At 57.4% G+C, this 26,495-nt stretch carries 24 protein-coding genes, 2 tRNA genes and 1 pseudogene; 5 read left to right on the forward strand and 22 right to left on the reverse strand.

What is annotated here, in order from left to right:
- Window positions 1-344 (forward strand): annotated as a pseudogene (locus PKE98_RS15715) (hypothetical protein); the annotation flags it as partial.
- A gap of 256 nt (window positions 345-600) precedes the next feature.
- On the forward strand, window positions 601-1,467 hold the full coding sequence (locus PKE98_RS15720; RefSeq protein WP_271196255.1) for an SPFH domain-containing protein: 867 nt from the start codon (window positions 601-603) through the stop codon (window positions 1,465-1,467).
- 70 nt (window positions 1,468-1,537) lie between these two features.
- On the opposite strand, the gene PKE98_RS15725 is transcribed toward PKE98_RS15720, so the two are convergent.
- The 10 genes from PKE98_RS15725 to PKE98_RS15770 all read right to left on the reverse strand — a co-directional run bounded on the left by PKE98_RS15725 (window position 1,538) and on the right by PKE98_RS15770 (window position 9,295).
- Window positions 1,538-1,614, reverse strand: a tRNA-Pro gene (locus tag PKE98_RS15725).
- A 92-nt stretch (window positions 1,615-1,706) separates the two neighbouring features.
- The gene (locus tag PKE98_RS15730) at window positions 1,707-2,063 is read right to left on the reverse strand and encodes a MerR family transcriptional regulator (protein WP_271196256.1); all 357 of its coding nucleotides are present in this window, start codon (window positions 2,061-2,063) and stop codon (window positions 1,707-1,709) included.
- Window positions 2,044-2,346 (reverse strand): integration host factor subunit alpha, encoded by a 303-nt coding sequence (gene ihfA, locus PKE98_RS15735; RefSeq protein ID WP_003243414.1) that lies wholly within the window; start codon window positions 2,344-2,346, stop codon window positions 2,044-2,046. The genes PKE98_RS15730 and ihfA overlap by 20 nt, the downstream gene beginning before the upstream one ends.
- A gap of 3 nt (window positions 2,347-2,349) precedes the next feature.
- Window positions 2,350-4,728, reverse strand: coding sequence for a phenylalanine--tRNA ligase subunit beta (pheT, locus tag PKE98_RS15740; RefSeq protein ID WP_271196258.1), 2,379 nt, complete (start codon window positions 4,726-4,728; stop codon window positions 2,350-2,352).
- Window positions 4,729-4,767: 39 nt separating this feature from the next.
- A complete protein-coding gene (pheS, locus tag PKE98_RS15745; protein WP_271196259.1) occupies window positions 4,768-5,784 on the reverse strand; it encodes a phenylalanine--tRNA ligase subunit alpha in 1,017 nt (338 codons plus the stop codon).
- A 95-nt stretch (window positions 5,785-5,879) separates the two neighbouring features.
- On the reverse strand, window positions 5,880-6,236 hold the full coding sequence (gene rplT, locus PKE98_RS15750) for a 50S ribosomal protein L20 (RefSeq protein ID WP_271196260.1): 357 nt from the start codon (window positions 6,234-6,236) through the stop codon (window positions 5,880-5,882).
- 29 nt (window positions 6,237-6,265) lie between these two features.
- The gene (rpmI, locus tag PKE98_RS15755; protein ID WP_042552869.1) at window positions 6,266-6,460 is read right to left on the reverse strand and encodes a 50S ribosomal protein L35; all 195 of its coding nucleotides are present in this window, start codon (window positions 6,458-6,460) and stop codon (window positions 6,266-6,268) included.
- Window positions 6,461-6,520: 60 nt separating this feature from the next.
- Entirely contained in the window at window positions 6,521-7,072 is a 552-nt protein-coding gene (gene infC / locus PKE98_RS15760; RefSeq protein WP_178086454.1) for a translation initiation factor IF-3, read from the reverse strand.
- Window positions 7,072-8,994, reverse strand: a complete 1,923-nt coding sequence (gene thrS, locus PKE98_RS15765; RefSeq protein ID WP_271196263.1) for a threonine--tRNA ligase — start codon at window positions 8,992-8,994, stop codon at window positions 7,072-7,074. Before thrS ends, infC begins: the two co-directional genes overlap by 1 nt.
- A 224-nt stretch (window positions 8,995-9,218) precedes the next feature.
- Window positions 9,219-9,295, reverse strand: a tRNA-Val gene (locus PKE98_RS15770).
- 183 nt (window positions 9,296-9,478) lie between these two features.
- Here PKE98_RS15770 and PKE98_RS15775 point away from each other — a divergent pair.
- Window positions 9,479-10,762: an NAD(P)/FAD-dependent oxidoreductase gene (locus tag PKE98_RS15775; protein ID WP_271196265.1), complete on the forward strand. Its 1,284-nt coding sequence runs from the start codon at window positions 9,479-9,481 to the stop codon at window positions 10,760-10,762.
- A 53-nt stretch (window positions 10,763-10,815) separates the two neighbouring features.
- Here the strand turns inward: PKE98_RS15775 and PKE98_RS15780 are convergent, their stop codons facing one another.
- The 9 genes from PKE98_RS15780 to ppsA form a co-directional block, all read right to left on the reverse strand.
- Window positions 10,816-11,454 carry a C39 family peptidase gene (locus PKE98_RS15780; protein WP_271196266.1) on the reverse strand — a complete coding sequence of 213 codons (639 nt, stop codon included), beginning with the start codon at window positions 11,452-11,454 and terminating at the stop codon, window positions 10,816-10,818.
- A 159-nt stretch (window positions 11,455-11,613) separates the two neighbouring features.
- Window positions 11,614-12,651: an OmpA family protein gene (locus PKE98_RS15785; RefSeq protein ID WP_271196267.1), complete on the reverse strand. Its 1,038-nt coding sequence runs from the start codon at window positions 12,649-12,651 to the stop codon at window positions 11,614-11,616.
- 107 nt (window positions 12,652-12,758) lie between these two features.
- Window positions 12,759-13,349 carry an RNA polymerase sigma factor SigX gene (sigX, locus tag PKE98_RS15790; RefSeq protein WP_271196268.1) on the reverse strand — a complete coding sequence of 197 codons (591 nt, stop codon included), beginning with the start codon at window positions 13,347-13,349 and terminating at the stop codon, window positions 12,759-12,761.
- 93 nt (window positions 13,350-13,442) lie between these two features.
- Complete coding sequence (locus tag PKE98_RS15795) at window positions 13,443-14,267, reverse strand: mechanosensitive ion channel family protein (RefSeq protein ID WP_271196269.1); 825 nt, start codon at window positions 14,265-14,267, stop codon at window positions 13,443-13,445.
- Between the two features lie 2 nt (window positions 14,268-14,269).
- Window positions 14,270-14,515 (reverse strand): CrfX protein, encoded by a 246-nt coding sequence (locus PKE98_RS15800; protein WP_271196270.1) that lies wholly within the window; start codon window positions 14,513-14,515, stop codon window positions 14,270-14,272.
- Between the two features lie 53 nt (window positions 14,516-14,568).
- Window positions 14,569-15,564, reverse strand: coding sequence for a divalent cation transporter CmaX (cmaX, locus tag PKE98_RS15805; RefSeq protein WP_271196271.1), 996 nt, complete (start codon window positions 15,562-15,564; stop codon window positions 14,569-14,571).
- A 46-nt stretch (window positions 15,565-15,610) separates the two neighbouring features.
- A complete protein-coding gene (gene rraA, locus PKE98_RS15810; RefSeq protein WP_271196272.1) occupies window positions 15,611-16,099 on the reverse strand; it encodes a ribonuclease E activity regulator RraA in 489 nt (162 codons plus the stop codon).
- A 68-nt stretch (window positions 16,100-16,167) separates the two neighbouring features.
- Window positions 16,168-17,175, reverse strand: a complete 1,008-nt coding sequence (locus PKE98_RS15815; protein WP_271196273.1) for an alpha/beta fold hydrolase — start codon at window positions 17,173-17,175, stop codon at window positions 16,168-16,170.
- 101 nt (window positions 17,176-17,276) lie between these two features.
- Window positions 17,277-19,649: a phosphoenolpyruvate synthase gene (gene ppsA / locus PKE98_RS15820; protein ID WP_271196274.1), complete on the reverse strand. Its 2,373-nt coding sequence runs from the start codon at window positions 19,647-19,649 to the stop codon at window positions 17,277-17,279.
- Window positions 19,650-19,831: 182 nt separating this feature from the next.
- Between ppsA and ppsR the strand changes: the two genes are divergently transcribed.
- Complete coding sequence (gene ppsR, locus PKE98_RS15825) at window positions 19,832-20,650, forward strand: posphoenolpyruvate synthetase regulatory kinase/phosphorylase PpsR (protein ID WP_271196275.1); 819 nt, start codon at window positions 19,832-19,834, stop codon at window positions 20,648-20,650.
- Between the two features lie 26 nt (window positions 20,651-20,676).
- A complete protein-coding gene (locus tag PKE98_RS15830; protein ID WP_271196276.1) occupies window positions 20,677-21,321 on the forward strand; it encodes a LysE family translocator in 645 nt (214 codons plus the stop codon).
- Window positions 21,322-21,401: 80 nt separating this feature from the next.
- On the opposite strand, the gene prpF is transcribed toward PKE98_RS15830, so the two are convergent.
- The 3 genes from prpF to prpC form a co-directional block, all read right to left on the reverse strand.
- Window positions 21,402-22,589 carry a 2-methylaconitate cis-trans isomerase PrpF gene (gene prpF, locus PKE98_RS15835; RefSeq protein WP_271196277.1) on the reverse strand — a complete coding sequence of 396 codons (1,188 nt, stop codon included), beginning with the start codon at window positions 22,587-22,589 and terminating at the stop codon, window positions 21,402-21,404.
- 111 nt (window positions 22,590-22,700) lie between these two features.
- Entirely contained in the window at window positions 22,701-25,313 is a 2,613-nt protein-coding gene (gene acnD, locus PKE98_RS15840; protein WP_271196450.1) for a Fe/S-dependent 2-methylisocitrate dehydratase AcnD, read from the reverse strand.
- Window positions 25,314-25,327: 14 nt separating this feature from the next.
- The gene (gene prpC, locus PKE98_RS15845; RefSeq protein ID WP_271196278.1) at window positions 25,328-26,491 is read right to left on the reverse strand and encodes a bifunctional 2-methylcitrate synthase/citrate synthase; all 1,164 of its coding nucleotides are present in this window, start codon (window positions 26,489-26,491) and stop codon (window positions 25,328-25,330) included.
- Window positions 26,492-26,495: the final 4 nt, after the last annotated feature.

Below are 26,495 nucleotides of genomic sequence, written 5' to 3' on the forward strand. Positions count from 1 at the left end.
CTCACAAGCACCCACACGAATTGCTTGATTCAGTTGTTAAAGAACAGTTGGTTAAGTCTTTCGTCTCAACCGAGGCGCGCATTCTACAGCAGCCTCTTATTCCGTCAAGCGATTTCGAAAATTTCTTTTCAAACTCAACCGCTTGCGCTTCAGATCAACTTCAGTCTCTCGTCAGCGGGAGGCGAATTCTACAGCGTTTAAAACCGCTGTCAACACCCTCTTTACACCGCTTTCGATCAACTCAACCGATCGACCAACAAGACCAAAAATCAACCTTGTCAGCCCGGCGCATTCTACGCAGATCGCTCTGCTTTGCAACCCCTAATTTTCAGCTAACCCATTGATTAACTTGAAGTTTTCGGAGCCTTCCGCGCCGGAAGTGGTGCGCATTATAAGCACCCATGAAATACCGTCAAGGCTTTATTGAAATGATCACGCATTGAGGCACGAGCGCTCCAAAAAACGGCCGTAACAGCCAGGCCACGCTCCAAAGATGGGTGACCTATTTGGCAGACCCTCCTCTCTTCTATCTATAAGCTACCGCTGCGATATCAGCACTGATACAAAACGCAAAACTACGCACCATATAAAGGAAGGAACATGCAAGGATTCAATAGCAAAGCAATAGGGGCCGCCGGCGCCGTACTCGTACTGCTCGGCATATTTTTCAGTTCGTGGTACACGGTAGATGAAACAGAGCGCGGTGTACTTTTACGCAATGGAGCGCTAGTTGGCATCGTCGAACCAGGGCTATCATTCAAAACACCATTCATTGAGACGGTGAAATTTATCTCCGTCCAAAGCCAGGCCACCTCCTACAGAGAGCTGCAGGCATACAGCAAGGACCAACAAACCGCGACACTTCAGGTATCGGTGTCCTGGCACGTAGTTCCTGGCGAAGTTTCGAAGGTCTATACCCAGTACCAGGATCTCGAAGGCTTGGTCAGTCGCCTGATCAGTCGCCAGGTCCCCACCCAAGTTGAAAATGTCTTCGGACAATACAATGCTGTCACCGCCGTGCAGCAACGCGGGAAATTCGTGGCCGACGTCGCGCGAGCCATCAAAGAGTCCATCAATGGGCCTGTAGTAATCGACGGAGTGCAAGTCGAAAACATCGACTTCAGTGATGATTACGAACGCTCGATCGCCTTGCGCATGAAAGCCGAAGTCGAAGTGAAAACTCGCGAACAGATGCTGGCGACCGAGCAAGTTCAAGCGCAGATTCGAGTCACGCAGGCTCAAGCAGAAGCCGACTCGAAACTTGCAGAAGCAAAAGCCGATGCCGAAGCCACGCGCTTGCGAGGCGAAGCAGAAGCCGACGCGATCAAGGCACGCGCCCAGGCACTGGCAAGCAATCAGAATCTGGTTGAGCTGACAAAAGCCGAACGTTGGGACGGTACGCTTCCGACCACCATGTTGCCGAACAGCGCCCTACCCTTCATTGACGCGGCCAAGAAAAGCGAATGAAGCACTAAAACGCTCGACACAAACAAAAAAGACCAACGTCATAAACGTTGGCCTTTTTTGTTGAGGAATATGGTCGGGACGGAGTGATTCGAACACTCGACCCCTAGCACCCCATGCTAGTGCGCTACCGGACTGCGCTACGCCCCGACTGTACATCTAATCCGCTTCCAAACAACCCGAAAGCGGATCGGACTATACATTAAGCTTTTGAAAAGTGGAAGTTTTTCGAAAGCGACTTGTTACTTGCGCAATACCAACAAAACCTCTTCCAGCTCAGCAATCGTTTGCCGAATGAGCTGCTTGTATTGCGTGGTGTCATCTTTAGCTTCATCACCGGAGAGACGCTGACGCGCACCACCGATAGTGAAGCCTTGCTCGTAGAGAAGAGCTCGGATCTGCCGAATCATCAGCACATCCTGGCGCTGGTAGTACCGCCGGTTACCGCGCCGCTTTATCGGGTTGAGCTGAGTAAACTCCTGCTCCCAATAACGCAATACATGCGGCTTCACCGCACACAGCTCGCTCACTTCACCGATGGTGAAGTACCGCTTACCGGGTATGGGCGGTAACTCGTCGTTATGACTTGGTTCCAGCATAAGCCTCAACTCTGGCTTTTAATTTTTGCCCTGGGCGGAAGGTCACCACGCGTCTAGCCGTGATAGGAATTTCTTCCCCTGTCTTGGGATTCCGACCAGGACGCTGACGCTTGTCGCGCAAATCAAAATTGCCGAAACCGGACAACTTCACCTGCTCGTTAAGCTCCAGCGCCTGACGGATTTCCTCAAAGAACAGCTCCACCAATTCCTTGGCTTCCCGTTTATTCAGGCCTAGCTCTTCGTACAGACGTTCGGCCATTTCAGCTTTCGTCAGAGCCCCCATACGCTACTTCCTTAACGTGGCGTTGAACCTTTCTTCAAGCGAGGCAAGGATATTCTGCGTTGTAGTGCTCACCTCTTCGTCATTAAGAGTGCGCGATGGATGTTGCCAGGTCAAGCCAACGGCCAAGCTTTTTCTATGCGGATCAATACCTTTACCGTGATACACATCAAATAGCTTGAGGTCCGTCAGATACTCGCCTGCCGCTTCGCGAATAGCTCCTAACACCGAATCAGCGGCAACTGCCTGATCCACGAGCAAAGCCAGGTCACGACGCACTTCCGGGAAGCGCGAAAGCTCGTGAAACTTCGGCAGACGACCTTGAGCAACTTCAGACAGCACCAACTCGAAAAGGAAGAGCGGCTGATCAATCCCCAGTTTTCTCGCCAACTCCGGATGGATTGCACCCACGTAACCAACCAACTGACCGTTACGCTCAATCCGAGCGGTCTGACCAGGATGCAGCGCAGGATGCTCACCCGGCACGAAGCTGAACGCTTGCTGGTCGCCGGAGAAACCCAACAGTGCTTCAACGTCCGCTTTGATATCAAAGAAGTCGACGGATTCACGAGCATGGGCCCAGCCCTCAGCCATGCGCGACCCACAGATCACACCCGCCAGCATCGCCTCTTGCTTCAAGCCCTCAAGCTGGCCAACAAAACGCAGACCACTTTCAAACAGTCGCACACGCGTTTGCTGACGGTTCAAGTTGTGCTGAACTGCTTTTACCAAGCCGGGCCACAGCGAGGAACGCATGGCCGCCATATCCGAAGAAATTGGGTTGGCCAACATAAGCGGCTCGACGCCGGGAGTGAACAGGGCAAACAGGTCAGGATCGATGAAGCTGTAAGTGATGGCTTCCTGGTAACCACGAGCCACCAGAAGACGGCGTAAAGCCGGCAATTCGGCACGAGCTTCTGCCTTCGCTTGAGGCGCGAGGCGCGCTTGCGGATAACGAACCGGCAACCGGTTGTATCCGTAAAGACGACCTAGCTCTTCGATCAGGTCGACTTCAAGACTGATGTCAAAGCGATGACTTGGCACCACCACCTGCCATTGACCCGAAGCGGCAGCGCTCACCTGCAAGCCGAGAGCGGTAAGCAAGCGCTCAATCTCGCTCGGCTCCATTTCCATGCCGAGCATTTGATTGATGCGATCGGCGCGCAAAGTGACAGTAGGTGTCGTTGGTAACTCAGCGGTACTGGCAACTTCGATAATCGGACCAGCCTCACCACCAACTATTTCCAGCAACAGACCTGTTGCGCGTTCCATGGCTTCACGAGCCAGATTCCAATCCACACCGCGCTCGAAACGGTGGGAAGCATCGGTATGAAGACCATAAGAGCGCGCTTTACCGGCGACGGCGATGGTGTCGAAAAATGCGCTTTCCAGAAACAGGTCCCGCGTACCAGCGGCAACGCCGCTGTGCTCGCCCCCCATCACCCCGGCGATGGCTAAAGCGCGCTGATGGTCTGCGATGACCAAGGTGTCCGCGCGCAGCGATACTTCCTGGCCATCCAGCAGAACAAGCTTCTCGCCCTCTTCCGCCATACGCACACGGATACCACCGTTGATCTCATTGAGATCAAACGCATGCATCGGTTGACCGAGCTCCAGCATCACGTAGTTCGTGATATCCACTGCGGCGTCAATGCTACGCACGTCTGAACGGCGCAGACGCTCGACCATCCAGAGAGGAGTCGGCTTACTCAGGTCGACATTACGAATCACCCGGCCCAGGTAACGAGGACAGGCCTTCGAAGCAGGCACTTCGACCGAAATAACCTGATCATGTACCGCAGGGACCACCGCCACAGAAGGACGGCTGACCGGCGCCGCGTACAAAGCACCAACTTCACGAGCCAGCCCCGCCAGAGACAAGCAATCACCGCGGTTAGGTGTGAGATCCACTTCGATGCTTGCATCGTCCAGGCCCAGATAGACCCGCAGATCCTGACCTACCGGCGCATCGCCAGCCAACTCCATCAAACCACTGCTCTCGTCACTGATCTGCAGCTCGGACGCCGAGCACAGCATGCCATTGGACTCGACGCCGCGAAGCTTGGCTTTCTTGATTTTGAAATCGTCCGACAGCTCGGCACCAATCATGGCGAACGGCACTTTCAGGCCAGGACGCACGTTTGGCGCACCACATACGACCTGAAACGTTTCCGCGCCATTGCTGACCTGGCACACGCGCAGCTTGTCAGCATCAGGATGCTGCTCGGTACTCAAGACCTCGCCAACCACGACGCCGCTGAACACGCCGGCGACCAACGCAACACTGTCGACCTCAAGACCGGCCATGGACAAACGAGCTACCAATTCATCACGGGAAACCTGCGGGTTTACCCAACTACGCAGCCACTGTTCGCTGAATTTCATTCTGTTCTTCTCCTGGAAAACGTTAACGGGGCGAGCGACCTAGCGAAATTGCGCAAGGAATCGCAGGTCGTTGTCGAAGAACAGACGCAAGTCGTTAACGCCGTAACGCAACATAGCCAGACGCTCCACCCCCATACCGAAGGCAAAGCCCTGATACTTCTCCGGATCGATGCCAGACATTTTCAGAACGCTCGGATGCACCATGCCGCAGCCCATAACCTCTAGCCAGCCGGTTTGCTTGCAAACGCGGCAGCCTTTCCCACTGCACATCACACATTGCATATCGACTTCAGCCGACGGCTCGGTGAATGGGAAGAAAGAAGGACGGAAACGCACTCCCAAATCTTTCTCGAAGAACACACGCAAGAACTCTTCGATAGTGCCTTTCAGGTCGGCAAAGCTGATGTCCTGATCAATCAGCAGGCCTTCGACCTGATGGAACATCGGCGAGTGTGTGATATCCGAGTCACAACGGTAGACCCGGCCCGGGCAGACGATACGAATCGGCGGCTGGTGGGATTCCATGGTGCGGACCTGTACCGGCGAGGTATGGGTGCGCAGCAACATGTTGGCATTAAAGTAGAAGGTGTCATGCATTGCCCGAGCCGGGTGATGGCCAGGAATGTTGAGCGCTTCGAAGTTGTGGTAGTCGTCTTCAACTTCCGGACCTTCGGCGATACCGAAGCCGATGTGGGTGAAGAACTGTTCAATTCGTTCCAACGTGCGGGTAACCGGGTGCAGGCCGCCGGAAGATTGGCCGCGGCCTGGCAGCGTGACATCGATGAATTCGGCAGCGAGCTTAGCGCTCAAAGCTGCTTGTTCAAGCAATTCCTTACGACTATTGAGCGAGTCTTGCACACGGTCCTTGGCGGCGTTGATCAGCGCACCGACCTTTGGGCGATCTTCGGCAGACATGTTGCCCAGGCTCTTCATTACCTGAGTCAGCTCGCCTTTCTTGCCAAGATACAGAACCCGGATTTGCTCCAGGGTATTGACGTCTTCTGCGCGCTGAACGGCCTCTAGTGCTTGAGAGACCAGCGCATCCAGGTTTTCCATTTACAGACTCCAGATACGAAATAGGGGAAGAGCTCGAAGGCTCTTCCCCTATTGGTGACGTTTAGCACCGGGCAAGCCCGGTGATTGTCGGGGACTTAAGCCAGAACGGCTTTCGCTTTCTCGACAATCGCAGCAAACGCCGCTTTTTCGTTCACTGCCAGATCAGCCAGAACCTTACGGTCGATCTCGATCGATGCCTTTTTCAAGCCAGCGATGAAACGGCTGTAGGACAAACCGTTGATGCGGGCGCCAGCATTGATACGGGCGATCCACAGAGCACGGAATTGACGTTTTTTCTGACGACGGTCGCGGTAGGCGTATTGGCCTGCCTTGATTACCGCTTGTTTGGCAACGCGGAACACGCGCGAGCGTGCACCATAGTAGCCTTTAGCGAGTTTCAGAATTTTTTTGTGACGACGGCGAGCAACAACGCCACGCTTAACACGAGCCATGAGTAACTTCCTCTAATTCTTGACCGAAATTAACGAACGCGCAGCATGCGCGCGACCTTTGCCACGTCAGACGGATGCACCATGGTGCTGCCGCGCAGATGACGCTTACGCTTGGTCGACATTTTGGTCAGGATGTGGCTCTTGAAAGCGTGCTTGTGCTTGAAACCAGTAGCGGTTTTCAAGAAACGTTTAGCTGCACCGCTTTTGGTTTTCATTTTTGGCATGTTCGGATACTCCGCATTCAGTTGATAAACATAACCGCAAGGCCTGCCGTGCCCTGGTGGTTATTTCTTCTTTTTGGGGGCGATGACCATGATAAGTTGGCGTCCTTCCATCTTCGGGTGCTGTTCAACGGTGCCGTATTCAGCAAGGTCACCTTCAACCCGCTTCAACAACTCCATGCCCAGCTCCTGATGCGCCATCTCACGGCCGCGGAATCGCAAGGAAACCTTGGCCCTGTCCCCATCACTAAGGAAACGTACCAGGTTGCGTAGTTTTACCTGGTAATCCCCTTCTTCCGTCCCTGGACGAAACTTGATTTCTTTAACCTGAACCTGTTTCTGGTTCTTTTTCGCTGCAGCAATCTGCTTCTTCTTTTCGAAGATAGACTTGCCGTAATCCATTACGCGGCAGACCGGTGGAACCGCATCAGCGGAAATTTCTACCAGGTCCAGCTTGGATTCTTCAGCGATTCTAAGCGCTTCATCAATCGAGACGATGCCAATTTGCTCGCCGTCAGCGCCAATTAACCGAACCTCGCGTGCCGAGATATTCTCGTTGATCGGGGCTTTCGGTGCAGCTCGTTTATCTTGTCTCATTTCACGCTTAATAATAATTACTCCGAATCTTGGCGACCACGCCGGGAAACCGCTTGCGTGAGAAACTCTGCGAATTCGGCGACTGGCATGGAGCCAAGGTCAGCACCTTCTCGCGTACGCACAGCGACAGTTTGCGTTTCAACTTCCCGATCCCCGATAACCAGGAGATACGGAACCTTGAGCAAAGTATGCTCGCGGATTTTAAAGCCGATTTTTTCGTTTCTCAAGTCAGACTTGGCACGGAACCCGCTTTGATTGAGGCTTTTTTCAACTTCAAGCGCAAAATCAGCCTGTTTATCGGTGATATTCAAAATCACCGCTTGGGTTGGCGACAACCAAGCTGGGAATGCACCTTCGTAATGCTCGATCAGCATGCCGATAAAGCGTTCGAACGACCCGAGGATCGCGCGATGCAGCATTACGGGGTGTTTACGACTGTTATCTTCGCTGACGAATTCCGCCCCCAGACGAACTGGCAGGTTGAAATCGAGCTGCAGAGTACCACACTGCCATACGCGCCCCAGGCAATCCTTCAGCGAGAATTCGATCTTAGGACCGTAAAATGCGCCTTCGCCCGGCTGCAGATCGTACGGTAGGCCAGCACTATCCAGCGCAGATGCCAGAGCCGCCTCGGCGCGATCCCACAATTCATCGGAGCCCACACGTTTTTCCGGACGAGTCGACAGCTTGAGCTGAATATCGGTAAAGCCGAAGTCTGCGTACACATCCAGCGTCAACTTGATAAACGCCGCCGACTCTGCCTGCATTTGCTCTTCGGTGCAGAAAATGTGGGCATCGTCCTGAGTGAACGCGCGGACCCGCATGATGCCGTGCAGCGCACCCGACGGCTCGTTACGGTGGCAAGCCCCGAACTCGGCCAGACGCATCGGCAGCTCGCGGTAGCTTTTCAGGCCCTGATTGAACACCTGCACGTGGCATGGGCAGTTCATAGGCTTGATCGCGTAATCGCGGCTTTCCGACTCAGTGGTAAACATGTTTTCGGCGTAGTTAGCCCAGTGCCCGGATTTTTCCCATAGGCTACGATCGACCACTTGCGGCGTCTTGATTTCGAGATAGCCGTTTTCACGCTGAACCTGGCGCATGTACTGCTCAAGCACCTGATACAGAGTCCAACCGTTGGGATGCCAGAACACCATGCCAGGCGCTTCTTCCTGGGTGTGGAACAGATTCAGACGCTTACCGATTTTACGGTGATCGCGCTTCTCGGCCTCCTCGATGCGCTGCACATAGGCGGCCAATTGCTTTTTATCTGCCCAGGCGGTGCCGTAGACGCGCTGCAATTGCTCGTTCTTGGCATCGCCACGCCAGTAGGCACCGGACAACTTGGTGAGCTTGAAGGCTTTGAGGAAGCGAGTATTCGGCACGTGCGGACCGCGGCACATGTCGAGGTATTCCTGGTGATAGTAGAGGCCCATTTCCTGGGTATCAGGCATGTCCTCAACCAGACGCAGTTTGTACTCCTCGCCACGAGCGGAAAATTCAGCGATGACTTCGGCACGCGGAGTCATCTTCTTGACCACGTCGTACTCGGTCTCGATCAGTTGGTGCATACGCGCTTCAATCGCCGACAGGTCGTCCAGCGTGAAGGGGCGCTCGTAGGCGATGTCGTAATAGAAGCCTTCTTCGATGACCGGACCGATCACCATCCGCGCAGTCGGATACAGCTGTTTGACCGCATGCCCCACCAAGTGCGCGCAAGAGTGACGGATAATCTCCAGCCCCTCTTGATCCTTAGGCGTAATGATCTGCAAGGTGGCGTCGCTGCTGATGAGATCGCAGGCATCTACTAGGGTACCGTTGACCTTGCCGGCCACAGTGGCCTTGGCCAGACCGGCGCCAATGGATTGAGCCACCTCGGCTACGGAAACCGGATGATCGAACGAACGCTGACTGCCGTCGGGAAGAGTAATAACAGGCATGGCGCTTCCTCTCCTAGTGGTGACCCCTACCAAAGGTCACATGGGTTGGGATGAGCCAGTACGCGATCCGGCGGTGTACCCGCCTCACAGTGGCAGGAGCCCAAAGGCCAACCTGAACCGAACCGCAGTCACTGGGGATTTTTTTGGACCATGGATGCTTTCAGAAAGCCGTAGCCCTGACAAGCGCCCAATAAAAAAGGGCCACCGAAGTGACCCTTTAAATTTGGTAGGCACGATTGGACTCGAACCAACGACCCCCACCATGTCAAGGTGGTGCTCTAACCAACTGAGCTACGTGCCTGCAATGGAGGCGCATTCTACGGAGGCAGTTAAAAGAGTCAACTCTTTTCTCGCTAACTACCTGAATAAACGTATTTTTTACTGTTCAATGCGGCGTTTTATATTTTGCACGGAGGCTAGCCGGGCATTTTTAACTCAGGTAGCATCGGCCAATTCGTAAAAAATATAAAACAGAGGTTGCAAGATGGCACACACTCCTTATCCGCAGTCTTACTACGCCGCGTCGGCTAATGCCGTTCCCGCCAGACCCGAATTGGTCGGCGACGTAGAAACCGATGTCTGTGTTGTGGGTGCTGGTTACACCGGCCTTTCCACCGCTCTCTTCCTGCTGGAAAACGGCTTCAAGGTCACCATCGTCGAAGCAGCCAAGGTCGGCTTCGGCGCATCCGGCCGTAACGGCGGCCAGATCGTAAATAGCTATAGCCGCGATATCGACGTCATCGAGCGCACCGTTGGCCCGAAGCAAGCACAGCTGCTTGGCCAAATGGCATTTGAGGGCGGTCGCATCATTCGCGAGCGCATCGCCACCTACAATATTCAGTGCGACCTGAAGGATGGCGGCGTATTCGCCGCCATCACCAAAAAGCAGATGGGCCACCTGGAGTCGCAAAAGAAGCTCTGGGAGCGCTATGGCCATACCCAACTTGAGTTGATGGACAGCAAGCGCATCCGCGAAGTGGTCAACACCGAGAACTACATCGGCGGCATGCTCGACATGAGTGGCGGCCATATTCATCCATTGAACCTTGCACTGGGCGAAGCCGCAGCTGTCGAGTCCATGGGTGGCATTATCTACGAACAAACTCCCGCTACTCGCATCGAGCGCGGCGCCAATCCTGTAGTACACACGCCGCAAGGCCGGGTGAAAGCCAAGTTTGTGGTCGTCGCGGGCAATGCTTATCTGGGCAATCTGATTCCAGAGCTGGCGGCCAAGTCGATGCCATGCGGCACTCAGGTGATCACTACCGAACCGCTGAGCGATGAAGTCGCCGCCAGCCTGCTGCCACAAGACTACTGCGTGGAAGACTGCAACTATCTGCTCGACTACTACCGCCTCAGTGGCGACAAGCGCCTGATTTTCGGCGGCGGCGTTGTATACGGCGCCCGGGACCCGGCCAACATCGAAGCCATTATTCGTCCAAAGCTGGTGAAAACCTTCCCGCAGCTGAAAAACGTGAAGATCGACTACGCGTGGACCGGTAACTTCCTTCTGACCCTGTCTCGCCTCCCTCAGGTTGGCCGGCTTGGCGACAACATCTACTACTCGCAAGGGTGCAGCGGCCACGGCGTTACCTACACCCACTTGGCGGGTAAGATTCTGGCCGAATCCCTGCGTGGCCAAGCTGAACGTTTCGATGCATTTGCTGGCTTGCCGCACTACCCGTTCCCTGGCGGCCACCTGATGCGCGTGCCCTTCACCGCCATGGGCGCCTGGTATTACAGCCTGCGCGACAAGCTAGGCTTCTAACGCCCAACGCAAACATGAAAACGGCGCCTCCAGGGCGCCGTTTTTATTTGCAGCTAATAATGTGTGCCGCGCTCAAGCGCTTCTCTAGCATTGCTGGCAGCCAGTGTCTGGCCAGCCTGCTCGAGCTGCGCAACAGCGCTTAACCAGCGTTGCCGATCAACGTTCGACGGCAGTTGCGCTGGCGCCTGAATCAGAACGGCCCAATTGCCTAGCGCGTCCCACGCCGACTGGAAATCCTTGAAGGTCATAATCAGACGGCGATTCATCCCCGATCGCAGCAGCAAACGCTGCTTCACCCGGTCGTAACCCACGACGACTGCGTAGTGGGGCGACGATACAAGGCTGCCATCATCCAGCCGGACCAACACGGGGTAACCCGCCGAGACCTGCTCTAACACATCCGCCAATCGCGAAGGTAGCGGATAAACCAGCAGACCATGTTCGTTAACCAGACGAGTGAGGTTCTTCTCGATCAGCGCCTCCTGACCTGGCAGACGCATTTTTTTGGCAACCAGGCCCGGCGTAGTCACCACATCCTGCTGGGACAACATCACCGCCACCGCCCCCGGCGCCCCCTCGAAGGCTGTCTCTGCAAAAAACGGCACGCCGTTCAACTCGACACGCTCCGGCAAGGCGCGCACTTCGGGCGCGACTACAACCTGCGAAGAACAACCAGCTACGAGCAGCAACATACCGCCAGCCAGCAGTAACGATCGAATTCTCGACACCTGCAAATGCTCCCGATTAATTCAAGACAGGCCCGAATCATACATGGGCGACTTCAGACAAAACTTTATTCCAGGCAAAGAAAAGCCCGACCTAAGCCGGGCTTTTCTGAAACACCGCGCTAATTACTTAGCTTGGGCTTCTACTTCAGCTTCTACGCGACGGTTTACAGCGCGGCCAGCTTCGGTAGCGTTATCCGCAACCGGCTTGGACTCGCCGTAGCCAACAGCGTTAACACGCTCGCCACCTACACCGTACTGGTTAACCAGAACTTCACGAACGGCGTTAGCACGACGCTCGGACAGTTTTTGGTTGTAAGCGTCAGTACCAACGGAGTCGGTGTGACCTTCAACAGTGGTGGAAGTCGCTGGGTACTGCTTCATGAAGTCAGCCAGGTTTTTGATATCGCCATAGCTTTCTTCTTTGACTTTCGATTTGTCGAAGTCGAATTTCACGTCCAGTTCAACGCGAACTACTTCAGCAACAGCTGGGCAGCCGTCAGCGTCAACAGTTACGTTGGCAGCGGTGCCTGGGCACTTGTCGACGTTATCGCAAACGCCGTCGTTGTCGCTGTCGGAGCAAACTTCTGGAGCAGCAGCTGCAGCTACAGGCTCAGCAGCTTTTTTGCCGCCGCCGAAGTTAACGCCGATACCAACGCTTGGCGCCCACTCGGTGTCGCCTTGGTCGATGTTGTATTGGGCTTCAACACCAGCACGGGCGTAGAAGTTTTCGGTGAAGTAAACCTTGGCACCGCCGCCAACGTTGGCGAAAGTGGAGCCGTTACGGCCGCCGCTGCCGTTCTGACCAATGCTCTGGTCCGAGAAACCGGCGGAAACGTACGGACGAACTACGTCGCCTGGAGCGTTGAAGTGGTACAGCGCGTCCAGAGCGGTGTTCGAGCCTTTGATGTTACGGCCGTCATCGCTACGAGCGTTGTGGACTTCGTCGTAACCCAGACGCAGTTCAACGTCGTCGGTCAGGAAGTAGCCAACCGAACCGCCGAACAGGTTGCCGTTGTTTTTGAAATCACGAGCGCTGTCGAACATTTCTTTCTTGGCGAAGCCTTCGACTTCTACTGCACCTTGGCCTTGGGCCAACGCCTGAAGAGAGGAAGCAGCGATCAGCGAGCCGATAACAACGCCTAAGGTGTTTTTAAATTTCATCCGTAAATCCCTATCTTGGTGGTCAGTAAGTTGTCTGACAAACGCAAGACAACTCAAGCGGTGATTCTATCAGGAATCACCTGGTCGGTTAGAGGTATTTCACCCAACTAAGTTTCGGCAACTCCCGAAAATTTTTCCCGCAAACGATCAAGCGCCCGTTTATATCGCATCTTGGTTGCACTCAGCCCCATGTGCATGATGTCGGCGATCTCCTGAAACTCCAGTTCTGCGACAAATCGCAGCACCAGAATCTCCCGATCAATCGGGTTCACATGCACCAGCCACCGATCAAGACCGCCAGGTTCCTGGGCTACAGGGGTCTTTTCTTCGGAAGCCTCCTCCAAAGGATCCAAACTAAGCGCATCCAACAGACGTCTTTTCCGACGTTCTTTGCGGTATTGGGTAATGCATTCGTTGTAGGTAATGCTGTAAAGCCAAGTCTTGAACTTTGACTTGCCTTCGAAATTCTTCAAGCCATATAAAACTTTTAACATTACTTCTTGACAGACGTCGTCGGCGTCTCGGTCGTTTCCAAGATAACGCGCACATACGTTAAACAAGGTTCGCTGGTAACGCCGCATTAGCTCCTCATATGCCCGCGTTATGTGGAACAACTCCACATGCGCACGCGCCACCAGCTCTTCATCCGAGAGCTCGCGGGGGTCATAACGGGAAGATAACGATTGAGCTTTATTCAAAACGAGTCGGGCCGGCAGTCTGGTGAATAGCCGCCAAAACCCTGAACCTCAGGCAGTCCAAGATGGCGGCATACATTAGCAGGGATTGGCGTGTTAGCGGCTGCTCACCCGTTGCTCGAGAATCTCGCGGTTGGACAGCGAAACCAGCTCGCCCTCATCGGTCAGCAGGGTCGTTTTCACGGTGCCGATTTCTTCGATCTGCCCTTCGACGTCGCCCACTTTCAGTTGCTGCCCAACTTCATACAGCTCGCGCACATAGATTCCGGCAAGAATCTGGGCGGCAATGTCGCGACTGCCAAGGCCCAGCGCCAACGCTACCGCCAGGCCAACGGAGATCAGCACAATGGCAATCACGTTGTTGAGCAGGTCGGTTTTGACTTCCAGTTGGCCGATGGCAACCGAGATACTGAGAATGATCACCAGGCCCTGTGCGATGCGGCCCAAGCCGTTGGCGTAATCCAGACCAACGCCGTCGGCTGCGCTGCGCACCAGGCCGCTGACCAGTTGGGCCAGCAGCACGCCAATCACCAGCACCATGGCGGCACCGAATACTTTCGGCAGGTACAGTGCCAGCACATCAAGGGTGGCAGAAACGCGCTGCAGGCCCAGCGATTCGGCCGCTGATACCAGAAATACCAGCAGCACAAACCAATAGACGATCTTGCCAATCAGCGCCGAGACCGGCACCTGAATACCCGCACGGGCGATCAATTTGGTCAGGCCCGTGCCCGCCATCAGACGATCCAGGCCAACCTTGCCGAGCAACTTCGACAACAGGGTATCGAGCAGCTTGGCTACGACAAAACCCAGCAGAACCAGAATCAGCGCCACAAACAGGTTAGGGATGAACACTGCAACCTTGGTCCACAGCGCAGCCATTGCCTCTTTCAGGCTTTGGGTCCAGAGATCGAGTTCCATGTTCAGTCAGCCTTATTGGTCGTACGAGCGGAAGAGGTGCGGCGAGATACCGGCGTTACGTGGTCGGAGCCGTTATTGATGGCGATCATCAGCGCTTCGACGCAGCGCCCCATCAAGCCGAAGAGATCGCCGGCGCCCACCTGCCGGTTGGCGGTTTTCAGTACGCGGCCCAGGGTGGCGTCATCGTCGTGGCTGGTGGCCGACGACTTGAGCAAGTCTCGCAGGGATTGTTCGAATGGATCGTGCATGCGCACCTCAGGATTTCTCAGGGCTAGACGCGGCGTATTTTTGCCAAGTCACATCAAACCCAACGCAATCGACGAAAAAGCCACCATTGTCCCAGCGCGACGCCTGCCATAAGCAGACACGCCACCATGAACCCGTAGGGGCTTTCAGAGCCCGGAATACCGCCGACATTGATGCCCAGCAGCCCGGTCAGAAAGCTCATCGGCAGAAAAATACCGGTAACGATGCCGAAGCGATACATGGTGCGGTTCATTCGCTCGCTCATGCGCCGGCTTTCGGTTTCCAGCACCAGCCCGACCCGCTCGCGAATCAGCTCAAGCTCTTCCAGGTAACGGGTCAGGCGGTTATTCAGCTCATTCCAGTAGTCGGCATCGTCATCGGCAAACCACGAGAGCTTACTTCGTGTGAGCAGCCCGAAAATATCGCGCTGTGGCGCCAGAAACCGCCGCAAGCCGGCAGCGCGACGGCGGATATGCAGCATCTGCCCATGCTCGGGCGTAAAGCGCTCATCGGCATCGGCCTGCTCTTCCTGTGCATCGACCAGATCAGACAAGTCGCTCACCAATGCATCCACCTTGCCGGTCATATGCTGAGCCAGATACAGCATCAGTTCAGACGCAGTTTTCGGCCCCTTCCCTGCTTCCAGCTCGGCGATCAGGTCTTCGGTGGCGTGAAGCGGCCGCAGGCGCAGCGAAATCACCCGCTGGGCAGCGGCAAAGATACGCACCGACACCATGTCTTCCGGCTCGGCGCCCGGATTAAGGTTCACGCCACGAAGAAACAACAGCAGCTCTTCATTGGGCAGCGGCAACAAACGCGGGCGGGTGTTCTCTTCCAGCAGCAGGTCGCAGCTGAATTCGTTCAAGCCGCTGCCATCACGCAGCCAGGCATGGGTTTGCGGATGACCACGGTCCCAGTGAAGCCACAGGCTTTCCTGCGGTTGCAGCGCACACTCATCGATTTGCTGACGGGTAACCGAGCGCGCACCGCCCTCGCCGTCCAACACATAGGCGTGGACCAGGCCCCACTGCGCGTTGTCTTCTTCGTGCATTCCCTATCCCTTAACAAAAAACCCGGCTTTCACCGGGTTTCGAGCCTTAAGCCGGCATCTTCAAGGCTTGCGGCGAAATGATGATGCCGTTGTTGTCGGCATACACGAACTCGCCCGGGCGGAAGGTTACGCCACCGAAGGTCACCGCTACGTTAAGGTCGCCGATACCGCGCTTTTCGGTTTTCATCGGGTGGCTGGCCAGGGCCTGTACGCCCAACTCGGTTTGCGCAATAACGTCCACGTCACGGATGCAACCGTAGATCACCAACCCTTCCCAGCCATTTTTGGCGGCTTTCTCGGCCAGCATGTCGCCAAGCACCGCACGGCGTAGCGAGCCGCCCGCGTCCACCACCAGCACCTTGCCTTTGCCGGGCAGGTCAACCTGCTCTTTGACCAGCGAGTTGTCCTCGAAGCATTTGATGGTGACGATCTCACCGCCAAACGAATCGCGGCCGCCAAAGTTGCTGAACATTGGTTCGACTACCTGCACCAGTTCAGGGTAGGCGTCGCACAAATCGGGAGTGACGTATTGCATGGCAAAACTCCTTGAAAGGTTATGAAAACCGCTCGATCAACGTTCAATACGGCGACATCTTAGCCGTGTCACTGTGCTGATGAAACGTCCGGCACGGTCTGCGCTGCCGGTTCCAACGCCGCCGGCAGGCTCAGGTGGCGCAACCAGTGCTCGGTCAGCGGCCAGACTTCCTCTTGCGCGGGCTTGCTGACCAGCATCTCGACATGGCCGAAGTCGTCGCTAAACCCCTGCTTCTTGCCCAGGCAAAGAAAGCGCCGGCGCTCGGAGCCGAACTGCTCCAGCAATTTGCGGCAGCCCCAGGCGGGGTCCTGAAGGTCGCCATCGGCGCCCACGGCGAGAACGGGTACGTTCACCTCGGCCAGCCCTTTCCACCAATCGTTTTTCTTGCCTTCGCCGAAACGACCGAACAGGCCATGCCAGCGCAGGCTCTCGCGGATCAAACCAATCGGTTCGTCTTCGGGGCCGCGCTTGAGGCGTGAGCCGGAAATCACCGAAACGCCCTTGAGCAACAGGCGTGCGCCCCACTCCACCGGCGGCACTTTCAGCGGCCAGTACACGCGGCTGATCTGACTGCCGAACAACGCCACCGAGGCCACATCGTCTTCGCGCAGGTAATGCCCGCCGAGCGCGCCGGCCAGGGTAATGCCGCCGAGCGAATGGCCAATCCAGTGCGGCGCCTGGCCGGTCTGCTCGCGCACAAAAGCGGCGATGGCCGGCAAGTCATAGCGGGCGTAATCAGCCACTGTGTTGTTGCGGTAGTCGAGGTTACGCGGCGACAAGCCGTGACCGCGCATTTCGGCGATCCACACGTCAAAACCGGCGCGCGCCAGGTACGGCCCCAGGCCGATGCATTTGGGCGAGTACCAGAAGCGCCGATTGGAAAAACTGCCGGGGATAAGGATCACCGGCACGCCGCGGTCTTCACCATGGTTGGCCATGCCCAGACGGGTCAGAGCCAGTTCCACGCTGAAATCGGGACTATTGGAGGGTTTGAGGCGATAGACGTCCTCGCTGAGGTCGCCGCGAAACTCGGCACTCATCAAGGCTACGGGAAACAGTTCACTGCTACTTTGCATGCGGATCGACTGACAGAAAAAACTTGCAGAAAAAAGGGCGGGAATCGACCCGCCCTTCTTTGGTGTTTTTGTCGGGCTTAACGAAGTAAGCCCAACGGACCTCAGGCTTGTTGGCCTTCAGCCAGGAACAGCCAGGTTTCCAGTACGGAGTCCGGGTTCAACGAGACGCTTTCGATGCCCTGTTCCATTAGCCACTTGGCCAGGTCCGGGTGGTCCGAAGGACCCTGACCGCAGATGCCGATGTACTTGCCAGCCTTGTTACAGGCCTGAATGGCATTGGACAACAGCTTCTTGACCGCCGGATTACGTTCATCGAACAGGTGCGCGATGATGCCGGAGTCGCGGTCCAGGCCCAAGGTCAGCTGAGTCAGGTCGTTGGAGCCGATGGAGAACCCGTCAAAGTACTCGAGGAACTCGTCCGCGAGAATGGCGTTGGAAGGCAGCTCGCACATCATGATGATGCGCAGGCCGTCTTTGCCACGGGACAGGCCGTTGGCCGCCAGCAGGTCGATAACCTGGCTCGCTTCGCCCAGGGTGCGCACGAACGGCACCATGATTTCGACGTTGGTCAGGCCCATCTCGTTGCGCACTTTCTTTAGTGCACGGCATTCCAGTTCGAAGCAATCACGGAACGACTCGCTGATGTAACGCGAGGCACCGCGGAAGCCCAGCATCGGGTTCTCTTCCTCCGGCTCGTACAGCTTGCCGCCGATAAGGTTGGCGTATTCGTTGGACTTGAAGTCCGACAGACGCACGATGACTTTCTTCGGCCAGAACGCGGCGGCCAGGGTGCTGATGCCCTCGACCAGCTTCTCGACATAAAAGCCGACCGGATCGTCGTAACCGGCGATGCGCTTGTCGACGCTGTCTTTGATCTCGGCCGGCAGCCCGGCGTAGTTCAGCAGCGCCTTGGGGTGCACGCCGATCATGCGGTTGATGATGAACTCCAGACGCGCCAGGCCGACACCGGCGTTGGGCAACTGGGCGAAGTCGAACGCGCGGTCGGGGTTGCCGACGTTCATCATGATCTTGAACGGCAGCTCGGGCATGGCATCAACGGAGTTGGTGCGTACATCAAAGCCCAGCTCGCCTTCGAAGATGAAACCGGTATCGCCTTCGGCACAGGAAACAGTCACGCCCTGGCCGTCGACCAGCACCTGAGTGGCGTCGCCGCAACCGACGACTGCCGGAATACCCAGTTCACGAGCGATGATCGCCGCGTGGCAAGTACGACCGCCGCGGTTGGTGACGATGGCGCTGGCGCGCTTCATTACCGGTTCCCAGTCCGGGTCGGTCATGTCGGATACCAACACATCGCCTGGCTGAACCTTGTCCATCTCGGACACGTCGTTGATCACGCGCACTTTACCGGCGCCGATCTTCTGGCCAATGGCACGACCTTCCACCAGCACCGTGCCGGTTTCCTTCAGCAAGTAGCGTTCCATGACGTTGGCGCTGACGCGGCTCTTAACGGTTTCCGGACGCGCCTGCACGATGTACAGCTGGCCGTCGTCACCGTCTTTGGCCCACTCGATGTCCATCGGGCGGCCGTAGTGTTTTTCAATGATCAGCGCTTGCTTGGCGAGTTCGGTCACTTCGGCATCGCTGAGGCAGAAACGGGCGCGGTCGGCACGGTCGACGTCGACGGTTTTCACCGACTTGCCGGCCTTGGCTTCGTCGCCGTAGATCATCTTGATGGCTTTGCTGCCCAGGTTACGACGCAGGATCGCCGGGCGGCCTTCTTCCAGGGTTTTCTTGTGAACGTAGAACTCGTCCGGGTTAACCGCGCCTTGCACCACGGTTTCGCCCAGGCCGTAAGCGCCGGTGATAAACACCACGTCACGGAAGCCCGATTCGGTATCCAGGGTGAACAACACGCCAGCGGTACCGGTTTCCGAACGCACCATGCGCTGCACACCGGCCGACAGGGCCACCAGCTTGTGGTCGAAACCCTGGTGCACGCGGTAGGAAATCGCGCGGTCGTTGAACAGCGAGGCGAATACTTCCTTGGCCGCACGAATAACGTTTTCCACGCCGCGGATGTTCAGGAAGGTTTCCTGCTGGCCAGCGAAGGAGGCGTCTGGAAGGTCTTCAGCGGTCGCCGAGGAACGGACGGCAACGGCCATGTTCTCGTTGCCATTGGCCATGGCGGCGAAGGCGGTGCGGATTTCGGTGTTGAGGCGCTCGGGGAACTCGGCTTCCATGATCCATTGACGGATCTGGGCACCGGTCTTGGCCAATGCGTTGACGTCATCGACATCCAGCGCGTCGAGCGCGGCGTGGATTTGCGCGTTGAGGCCGCTCAGTTCAAGAAAGTCACGGTAGGCTTGAGCGGTGGTAGCAAAACCACCGGGGACCGAGACGCCAGCGCCTGCGAGGTTACTGATCATTTCGCCGAGGGATGCGTTCTTGCCCCCTACGTGCTCCACATCATGGACGCCGAGCTTATCGAGGGAAACTACGTATTCAGCCAAGGTGATCTCTCCACTAACGGTGTTGGACTAGCTCAGACCCTATTTACTCTCACACGGTGCTGCTCAAGTGTGACGGTGGCCTGGCCCTGGAAAATAAGTAACAATGCCAACCGGCATGGCTTCGATCAAAAGGGGGCCTATGATAGCCAAGAATCATCCTTAGCTTAAGGCCCTCGGTGCAAATGAAACGAACCGCTTTCTTCATCTCCGACGGCACCGGCATCACGGCCGAAACGCTTGGCCAAAGCCTGCTGGCGCAGTTCGAGAACATCACATTCCACAAGCTCACGCGCCCCTACATCGACACCGTGGAAAAAGCGCGGGCGATGGTACAGCAAATCAACAATGCGGCTGAGAAAGACGGTGTGCGGCCGATCATTTTCGACACCATCGTCAACCAGGATATCCGTGACATTCTGGCCAAGTCCGATGGCTTCATGATCGACATCTTCTCGACCTTTCTTGCCCCGCTGGAACAGGAGCTGACCTCGCACTCTTCCTATTCCGTCGGCAAGTCCCATTCCATCAGTCACAACTCCAACTACATGGAGCGTATCGAGGCCGTTAACTTTGCCCTCGATAACGACGATGGCGCCCGCACGCATTACTACGACAAGGCCGATCTGATTCTGGTCGGCGTGTCGCGCTGCGGTAAAACCCCCACTTGCCTCTATATGGCACTGCAATATGGCATTCGTGCGGCCAACTATCCGTTGACCGAAGAAGACATGGAGCGCCTGCAACTACCCAATGCGCTCAAGCAGTACAAAGACAAACTCTTCGGCCTCACCATCGACCCCGACCGTTTGACCGCCATTCGCAACGAACGCAAGCCCAACAGCCGCTACGCCAGTTTTGCCCAGTGCGAGTTCGAAGTGCGTGAAGTCGAACAACTGCTGCGTCGGGAAAACATTCCGTACATCAACTCCACCCATTTCTCGGTGGAAGAAATCTCCGCCAAGATCCTCGTGGAAAAAGGCGTTGAGCGGCGCCTGAAATAACCCCGCCCCGTTAAAGGTACGCCTTCATGACCCTGATGGACTGCTTGTTGTTCGCGCCAATCGCCGTGTTTATCGCCCTGACGCCAGGGCCTAACAACTTTTGCGCGCTGAGCAACGGCATCCGTCATGGTGTCGGCACTGCGGTTGCCGCCACCGTGGGTCGGGCTGTTTCCTATGCCATCTTCCTGACCATTTCCGCCGTCGGCCTGGGGGCTATGTTGCTGGCCTCCGAAACCGCGTTTACCACCCTCAAGTGGATCGGCGCCGCCTACCTGCTCTATCTCGGCATCCGCACCTGGCGCAGCCGGGAATTCAGTGGCCTGGATCTGGCTGAAAGCAGCGTAGCAGACAGCGCGCCAGCGAACAGGAGTGTGACCAAACTGATGCTGCAAGAGTTCCTTGTAGGTATCAGCAATCCGAAAGCCATTTTGCTGTTTGCGGCCATCTTCCCGCAGTTCATCAAACCCGAGTTGCCCACCACCGAACAATTTGTGTACCTAGGCGGCACGTACCTGTTGGCAGAGTTCTTTGCCTCCATGGTGTACGGCCTGTTCGGCCGGCAGATTCGCCGGCTGATCAAGACCCCTACCGGCGCCCAGCGCCTGAACAAAACCACCGGTGCGTTTTTTATGGGCGCCAGTGGGGTGTTGCTGAGCACGACCCACCATTAACGTTTTAACCATTCGCCAGCAAGCTGGCTCCTACGTAGGAGCCAGCTTGCTGGCGAAGAACGTTGCACAATCTACCCGCTTTAAAAACTATCCCCAGGCACCCGCACCCAGCCTTCCATAAGAATGCGCGCACTGCGGCTCATAATCGCTTTCTTCACCACCCACTCGCCCTCCACCTGCACCGCCTCGGCGCCAACGCGCAGGGTGCCGGACGGGTGTCCGAACCGCACTGCCGTGCGCTCGCCGCCACCGGCAGCCAGGTTGACCAGCGTACCGGGAATCGCCGCTGCCGTACCAATGGCCACCGCTGCCGTGCCCATCATCGCGTGGTGCAACTTGCCCATCGACAGCGCGCGCACCAGCAAATCGACATCGCCTGCCTGCACAGTCTTGCCGCTGGACGCTGTGTAGTCTTGCGCCTTGGTCACAAACGCGACCTTCGGCGTGTGCTGACGGGTCAGCGCCTCTTCAGGCGATTTGATCAAGCCCATGCGCAACGCGCCGGCCACCCGAATCGCCTCGAAACGCGCCAAGGCTTTGGCATCGCTATTGATGTCTTCGCGAAGTTCAGTGCCTTTGTAGCCAATCTCCTCGGCATTGACGAACACAGTGGGAATACCCGCGGTAATCATCGTGGCCTTGAAGGTGCCCACGCCGGGTACTTCGAGGTCGTCGACAAGGTTGCCGGTAGGGAACATCGAGCCGCCCTCCTCGCCGTCATCCGAGGGGTCGAGAAACTCCAGCACGATCTCCGCTGCCGGGAAGGTCACCCCGTCCAACTCGAAATCGCCGGTTTCCTGCACCTGGCCATTGAAGACCGGCACGTGAGCGATGATGGTTTTCTGGATATTGGCTTGCCAGATACGCACCACGCACACGCCGTTCTCGGGAATCCGTGCCGGGTCGACCAACCCAGCGTGCAACGCAAAGGCACCCGCACCAGTAGACAGGTTGCCGCAGTTGCCGCTCCAGTCGACAAAGGCTTTGTCGATGGAGACCTGGCCATATAGATAGTCGACGTCGTGGTCGGGCTGGGTGCTTTTACTCAGGATCACGCATTTGCTGGTACTGGACGTCGCGCCGCCCATGCCATCGATTTGCGCCGAGTACGGATCCGGGCTGCCAATTACCCGCATAAACAGACGGTCACGGGCTGCGCCCGGCACCTGGCAGCTGTCGGGCAGGTCTTGCAGGCGGAAAAACACGCCTTTACTGGTACCGCCACGCAGGTAGGTGGCGGGGATTTTGATTTGCGGTGCGTTAGCCATAACGAGGTCCCGAAAAAATTCGCCGTTCCGTAGAGTGTGCTATGCGCACCGTAGCGATCACTGGGAGATCGCTTGGTGCGCGCAGCACACCCCTACGAGATCAAAAACGGTTCACACCGCCACTGTCGCTTCCAGGAAGTCCTTGGCAAAGCGCTGCAGCACACCGCCCGCCTCATACACCGACACTTCCTCGGCCGTGTCCAACCGGCACGTCATCGGCACTTCCAGGCGTTCACCGTTTTTACGGGTAATCACCAGCGTCAAGGTGGCACGCGGGGTGCGCTCGCCAATCACGTCGTACACCTCGGTGCCGTCCAGGCCCAGGGTCAAGCGGTTGGTGCCGGGTTTGAACTCCAACGGCAACACGCCCATGCCCACCAGGTTGGTACGGTGAATACGCTCGAAGCCTTCGGCGGCAATCGCTTCCACGCCGGCCAAACGAACGCCTTTGGCAGCCCAGTCGCGGGACGACCCCTGACCGTAGTCGGCGCCTGCCACGATAATCAGCGGCTGCTTGCGCTCCATATAGGTTTCGATGGCTTCCCACATGCGCGTCACCTTGCCTTCGGGCTCCAGGCGCGTGAGCGAACCTTTCTTCACCTGGCCATCGATCACGGCCATTTCGTTCACCAACTGCGGGTTGGCGAAGGTGGCGCGCTGCGCCGTCAGATGGTCACCCCTATGAGTGGCGTAGGAGTTGAAGTCCTCTTCCGGCAGGCCCATTTTCGCCAGGTACTCACCGGCGGCGCTGTCCAACAGAATGGCGTTGGAGGGCGACAGGTGATCGGTGGTGATGTTGTCCGGCAGCACCGCCAGCGGGCGCATGCCCGTCAGGGTGCGTTCACCGGCCAGTGCGCCTTCCCAGTATGGCGGGCGGCGAATATAGGTGGACTGCGGGCGCCAGTCGTACAGCGGGCTTTCCGCCTCGGCGAAAGTGCCCAGGTCAAACATCGGAATGTAGATCTGCTTGAACTGCTCGGGCTTTACCGACGAAGCCACTAAGGCGTCGATCTCTTCATCGCTTGGCCACAGGTCTTTGAGGGTGATGGGGTTGCCCGCCGGGTCATGGCCCAGCACGTCCTGCTCGATATCGAAGCGCACGGTGCCGGCGATGGCATAGGCGACCACCAGCGGCGGCGAGGCCAGAAAGGCCTGCTTGGCGTACGGGTGGATACGGCCGTCGAAGTTGCGGTTGCCCGACAATACGGCGGTGGCATACAGGTCGCGGTCGATGATTTCTTGCTGAATCACCGGGTCCAGCGCGCCGGACATGCCGTTACAGGTGGTGCACGCATACGCCACGATGCCAAAACCCAGCTGCTCCAGCTCGGTCAGCAGGCCGGCCTCTTCCAGATACAATTTGGCGACCTTCGAGCCCGGCGCAAAAGAGGTTTTCACCCAGGGTTTGCGCACCAGGCCCAACGCGTTGGCCTTCTTCGCCACCAAACCGGCAGCCACAACGTTGCGCGGGTTGGAGGTGTTGGTGCAGCTGGTGATGGCCGCGATGATCACCGCGCCATCGGGCAGCAGGCCATCGGCCTCTTCCACTTTACTCGCTGCCAGCATCGCTTCACCGGCAATCCCGCGCTCCTGCAACGCCGAGGTCGGCAAACGTTTGTGCGGGTTGCTCGGGCCGGCCATGTTGCGCACGACGGTGGACAAATCAAAGGTCAGCACCCGCTCGTATTCGGCCGTCACCAACGCATCGGCCCACAGGCCGGTGAGTTTGGCGTACTGCTCCACCAACGCCACTTGCTCGGGCTCGCGGCCAGTGAGCTTGAGGTAGTCGATAGTTTGCTGATCGATATAAAACATCGAGGCGGTGGCGCCGTATTCGGGGCACATGTTGGAGATGGTCGCGCGGTCGCCGATGGACAGGCTATCCGCACCCTCGCCGAAGAATTCGACGTAGGCACCCACCACCCGCTCCTTGCGCAGAAACTCGGTGATGGCCAACACGATATCGGTGGCAGTGATGCCGGGCTGACGCTTGCCGGTCAGTTGCACGCCGACGATATCCGGCAGACGCATCATCGAGGCGCGGCCGAGCATCACGGTTTCCGCTTCCAGACCGCCGACGCCGATGGCGATCACGCCCAGGGCATCCACGTGCGGGGTATGGCTGTCGGTGCCGACGCACGTATCGGGATAAGCCACGCCATCGCGCGCCTGGATCACCGGGCTCATTTTCTCCAGGTTGATCTGGTGCATGATGCCGTTGCCGGCCGGAATCACGTCGACGTTCTTGAACGCGGTCTTGGTCCACTCGATAAAGTGGAAACGGTCTTCGTTGCGACGGTCTTCGATGGCGCGGTTCTTCTCGAACGCATCCGGGTCGAAGCCGGCGAATTCCACCGCCAGCGAGTGGTCGACGATCAATTGCGTCGGCACCACCGGGTTGACCTTGGCCGGGTCGCCGCCCATATCGGCAATCGCATCTCGCAGGCCGGCAAGGTCCACCAGTGCGGTCTGCCCGAGAATGTCGTGGCACACCACCCGCGCGGGGTACCAGGGAAAGTCGAGGTCGCGCTTGCGTTCGATCAGTTGCTTGAGCGAATCGGTGAGCATCGCCGGGTCGCAGCGGCGCACCAACTGTTCGGCCAGTACACGCGAGGTGTATGGCAGCTTGGCGTAAGCGCCGGGTTCGATAGCATCGACCGCCTCGCGGGTATCGAAGTAGTCGAGCACGCTGCCCGGCAGGTTTTTACGGTATTGGCTATTCATCTGGATGCTCATGGTTATGGGCGATCCTTGAGCGGCACGAACTTCAGGTCTTCAGGGCCTGTGTAGTTGGCGCTCGGGCGAATGATCTTGCCGTCGATACGCTGCTCGATCACGTGGGACGACCAGCCCGAGGTACGAGCAATCACAAACAGCGGGGTGAACATGGCAGTCGGCACACCCATCATGTGGTAGCTGACGGCGCTGAACCAATCCAGGTTCGGGAACATTTTCTTGATGTCCCACATGATGGTTTCCAGGCGCTCGGCGATGTCGAACATCTTGGTGTTGCTCTGCTCGATGGACAGCTCGCGCGCCACTTCCTTGATCACCTTGTTGCGCGGGTCGGCCACGGTATACACCGGGTGACCGAAACCAATCACTACTTCTTTCTTCTCGACGCGGGCACGGATGTCGGCTTCGGCTTCGTCCGGGTTGTCGTAGCGTTTCTGAATCTCGAACGCCACCTCGTTGGCGCCGCCGTGTTTCGGGCCGCGCAGCGCGCCAATGGCGCCAGCGATGCACGAGTGCATATCGGAGCCGGTGCCGGCGATCACCCGCGAGGTAAAGGTAGAGGCGTTGAACTCGTGTTCGGCATACAGGTTAAGCGAGGTGTGCATGGCACGTACCCAAGACTCCCGGGGCTTTTCGCCGTGCAGCAGGTGCAGGAAATGGCCGCCGATGGAGTCATCGTCGGTTTCCACGTCGATGCGTTTGCCGTTGTGGCTGAAGTGGTACCAGTACAGCAAGGCCGAGCCCAGCGAGGCCATCAGTTTGTCGGCGATATCGCGGGCGCCGGGGTGGTTGTGGTCGTCTTTCTCAGGCGACACGCAGCCCAGTACCGACACCGCAGTACGCATCACATCCATCGGGTGTGCCGACGGCGGCAGTTGCTCCAGCGAGGTTTTCAGTGCCGCGGGAATGCCGCGCAGGGCTTTGAGCTTGGCCTTGTAGCCGGCCAGTTCGGCGACGTTAGGCAGCTTGCCGTGCACCAGCAGGTGGGCGATTTCTTCGAATTCGCAGCGGTTGGCGAAGTCGAGTACATCGTAGCCACGGTAATGCAGGTCGTTACCGGTGCGGCCGACGGTGCACAGGGCCGTGTTGCCAGCAGCGGTGCCGCTCAGGGCTACCGATTTCTTGGGTTTGAAGCCCGGCGTGGTCGTCTCTGGGGTTGCGCTCATCGCG

This window comes from Pseudomonas turukhanskensis (genome assembly GCF_027922365.1).
In the GTDB taxonomy this organism is placed as follows: Bacteria; Pseudomonadota; Gammaproteobacteria; order Pseudomonadales; family Pseudomonadaceae; genus Aquipseudomonas; species Aquipseudomonas turukhanskensis.

Bases quoted from the DNA above. Each gene is read 5' to 3' on its own strand.
- PKE98_RS15830 (WP_271196276.1), top strand. From the start codon at position 20,677: ATGACCCTGATGGACTGCTTGTTGTTCGCGCCAATCGCCGTGTTTATC.
- PKE98_RS15720 (WP_271196255.1), top strand. From the start codon at position 601: ATGCAAGGATTCAATAGCAAAGCAATAGGGGCCGCCGGCGCCGTACTC.
- pheT (WP_271196258.1), bottom strand. From the start codon at position 4,728: ATGAAATTCAGCGAACAGTGGCTGCGTAGTTGGGTAAACCCGCAGGTT.
- cmaX (WP_271196271.1), bottom strand. From the start codon at position 15,564: ATGCACGAAGAAGACAACGCGCAGTGGGGCCTGGTCCACGCCTATGTG.
- pheS (WP_271196259.1), bottom strand. From the start codon at position 5,784: ATGGAAAACCTGGATGCGCTGGTCTCTCAAGCACTAGAGGCCGTTCAG.
- rplT (WP_271196260.1), bottom strand. From the start codon at position 6,236: ATGGCTCGTGTTAAGCGTGGCGTTGTTGCTCGCCGTCGTCACAAAAAA.
- PKE98_RS15785 (WP_271196267.1), bottom strand. From the start codon at position 12,651: ATGAAATTTAAAAACACCTTAGGCGTTGTTATCGGCTCGCTGATCGCT.
- rpmI (WP_042552869.1), bottom strand. From the start codon at position 6,460: ATGCCAAAAATGAAAACCAAAAGCGGTGCAGCTAAACGTTTCTTGAAA.
- ppsR (WP_271196275.1), top strand. From the start codon at position 19,832: ATGAAACGAACCGCTTTCTTCATCTCCGACGGCACCGGCATCACGGCC.
- thrS (WP_271196263.1), bottom strand. From the start codon at position 8,994: ATGCCTGTTATTACTCTTCCCGACGGCAGTCAGCGTTCGTTCGATCAT.
- rraA (WP_271196272.1), bottom strand. From the start codon at position 16,099: ATGCAATACGTCACTCCCGATTTGTGCGACGCCTACCCTGAACTGGTG.
- ihfA (WP_003243414.1), bottom strand. From the start codon at position 2,346: ATGGGGGCTCTGACGAAAGCTGAAATGGCCGAACGTCTGTACGAAGAG.
- PKE98_RS15780 (WP_271196266.1), bottom strand. From the start codon at position 11,454: ATGTTGCTGCTCGTAGCTGGTTGTTCTTCGCAGGTTGTAGTCGCGCCC.
- prpF (WP_271196277.1), bottom strand. From the start codon at position 22,589: ATGGCTAACGCACCGCAAATCAAAATCCCCGCCACCTACCTGCGTGGC.
- PKE98_RS15795 (WP_271196269.1), bottom strand. From the start codon at position 14,267: ATGGAACTCGATCTCTGGACCCAAAGCCTGAAAGAGGCAATGGCTGCG.
- PKE98_RS15730 (WP_271196256.1), bottom strand. From the start codon at position 2,063: ATGCTGGAACCAAGTCATAACGACGAGTTACCGCCCATACCCGGTAAG.
- PKE98_RS15815 (WP_271196273.1), bottom strand. From the start codon at position 17,175: ATGCAAAGTAGCAGTGAACTGTTTCCCGTAGCCTTGATGAGTGCCGAG.
- PKE98_RS15775 (WP_271196265.1), top strand. From the start codon at position 9,479: ATGGCACACACTCCTTATCCGCAGTCTTACTACGCCGCGTCGGCTAAT.
- PKE98_RS15800 (WP_271196270.1), bottom strand. From the start codon at position 14,515: ATGCACGATCCATTCGAACAATCCCTGCGAGACTTGCTCAAGTCGTCG.
- prpC (WP_271196278.1), bottom strand. From the start codon at position 26,491: ATGAGCGCAACCCCAGAGACGACCACGCCGGGCTTCAAACCCAAGAAA.
- acnD (WP_271196450.1), bottom strand. From the start codon at position 25,313: ATGAATAGCCAATACCGTAAAAACCTGCCGGGCAGCGTGCTCGACTAC.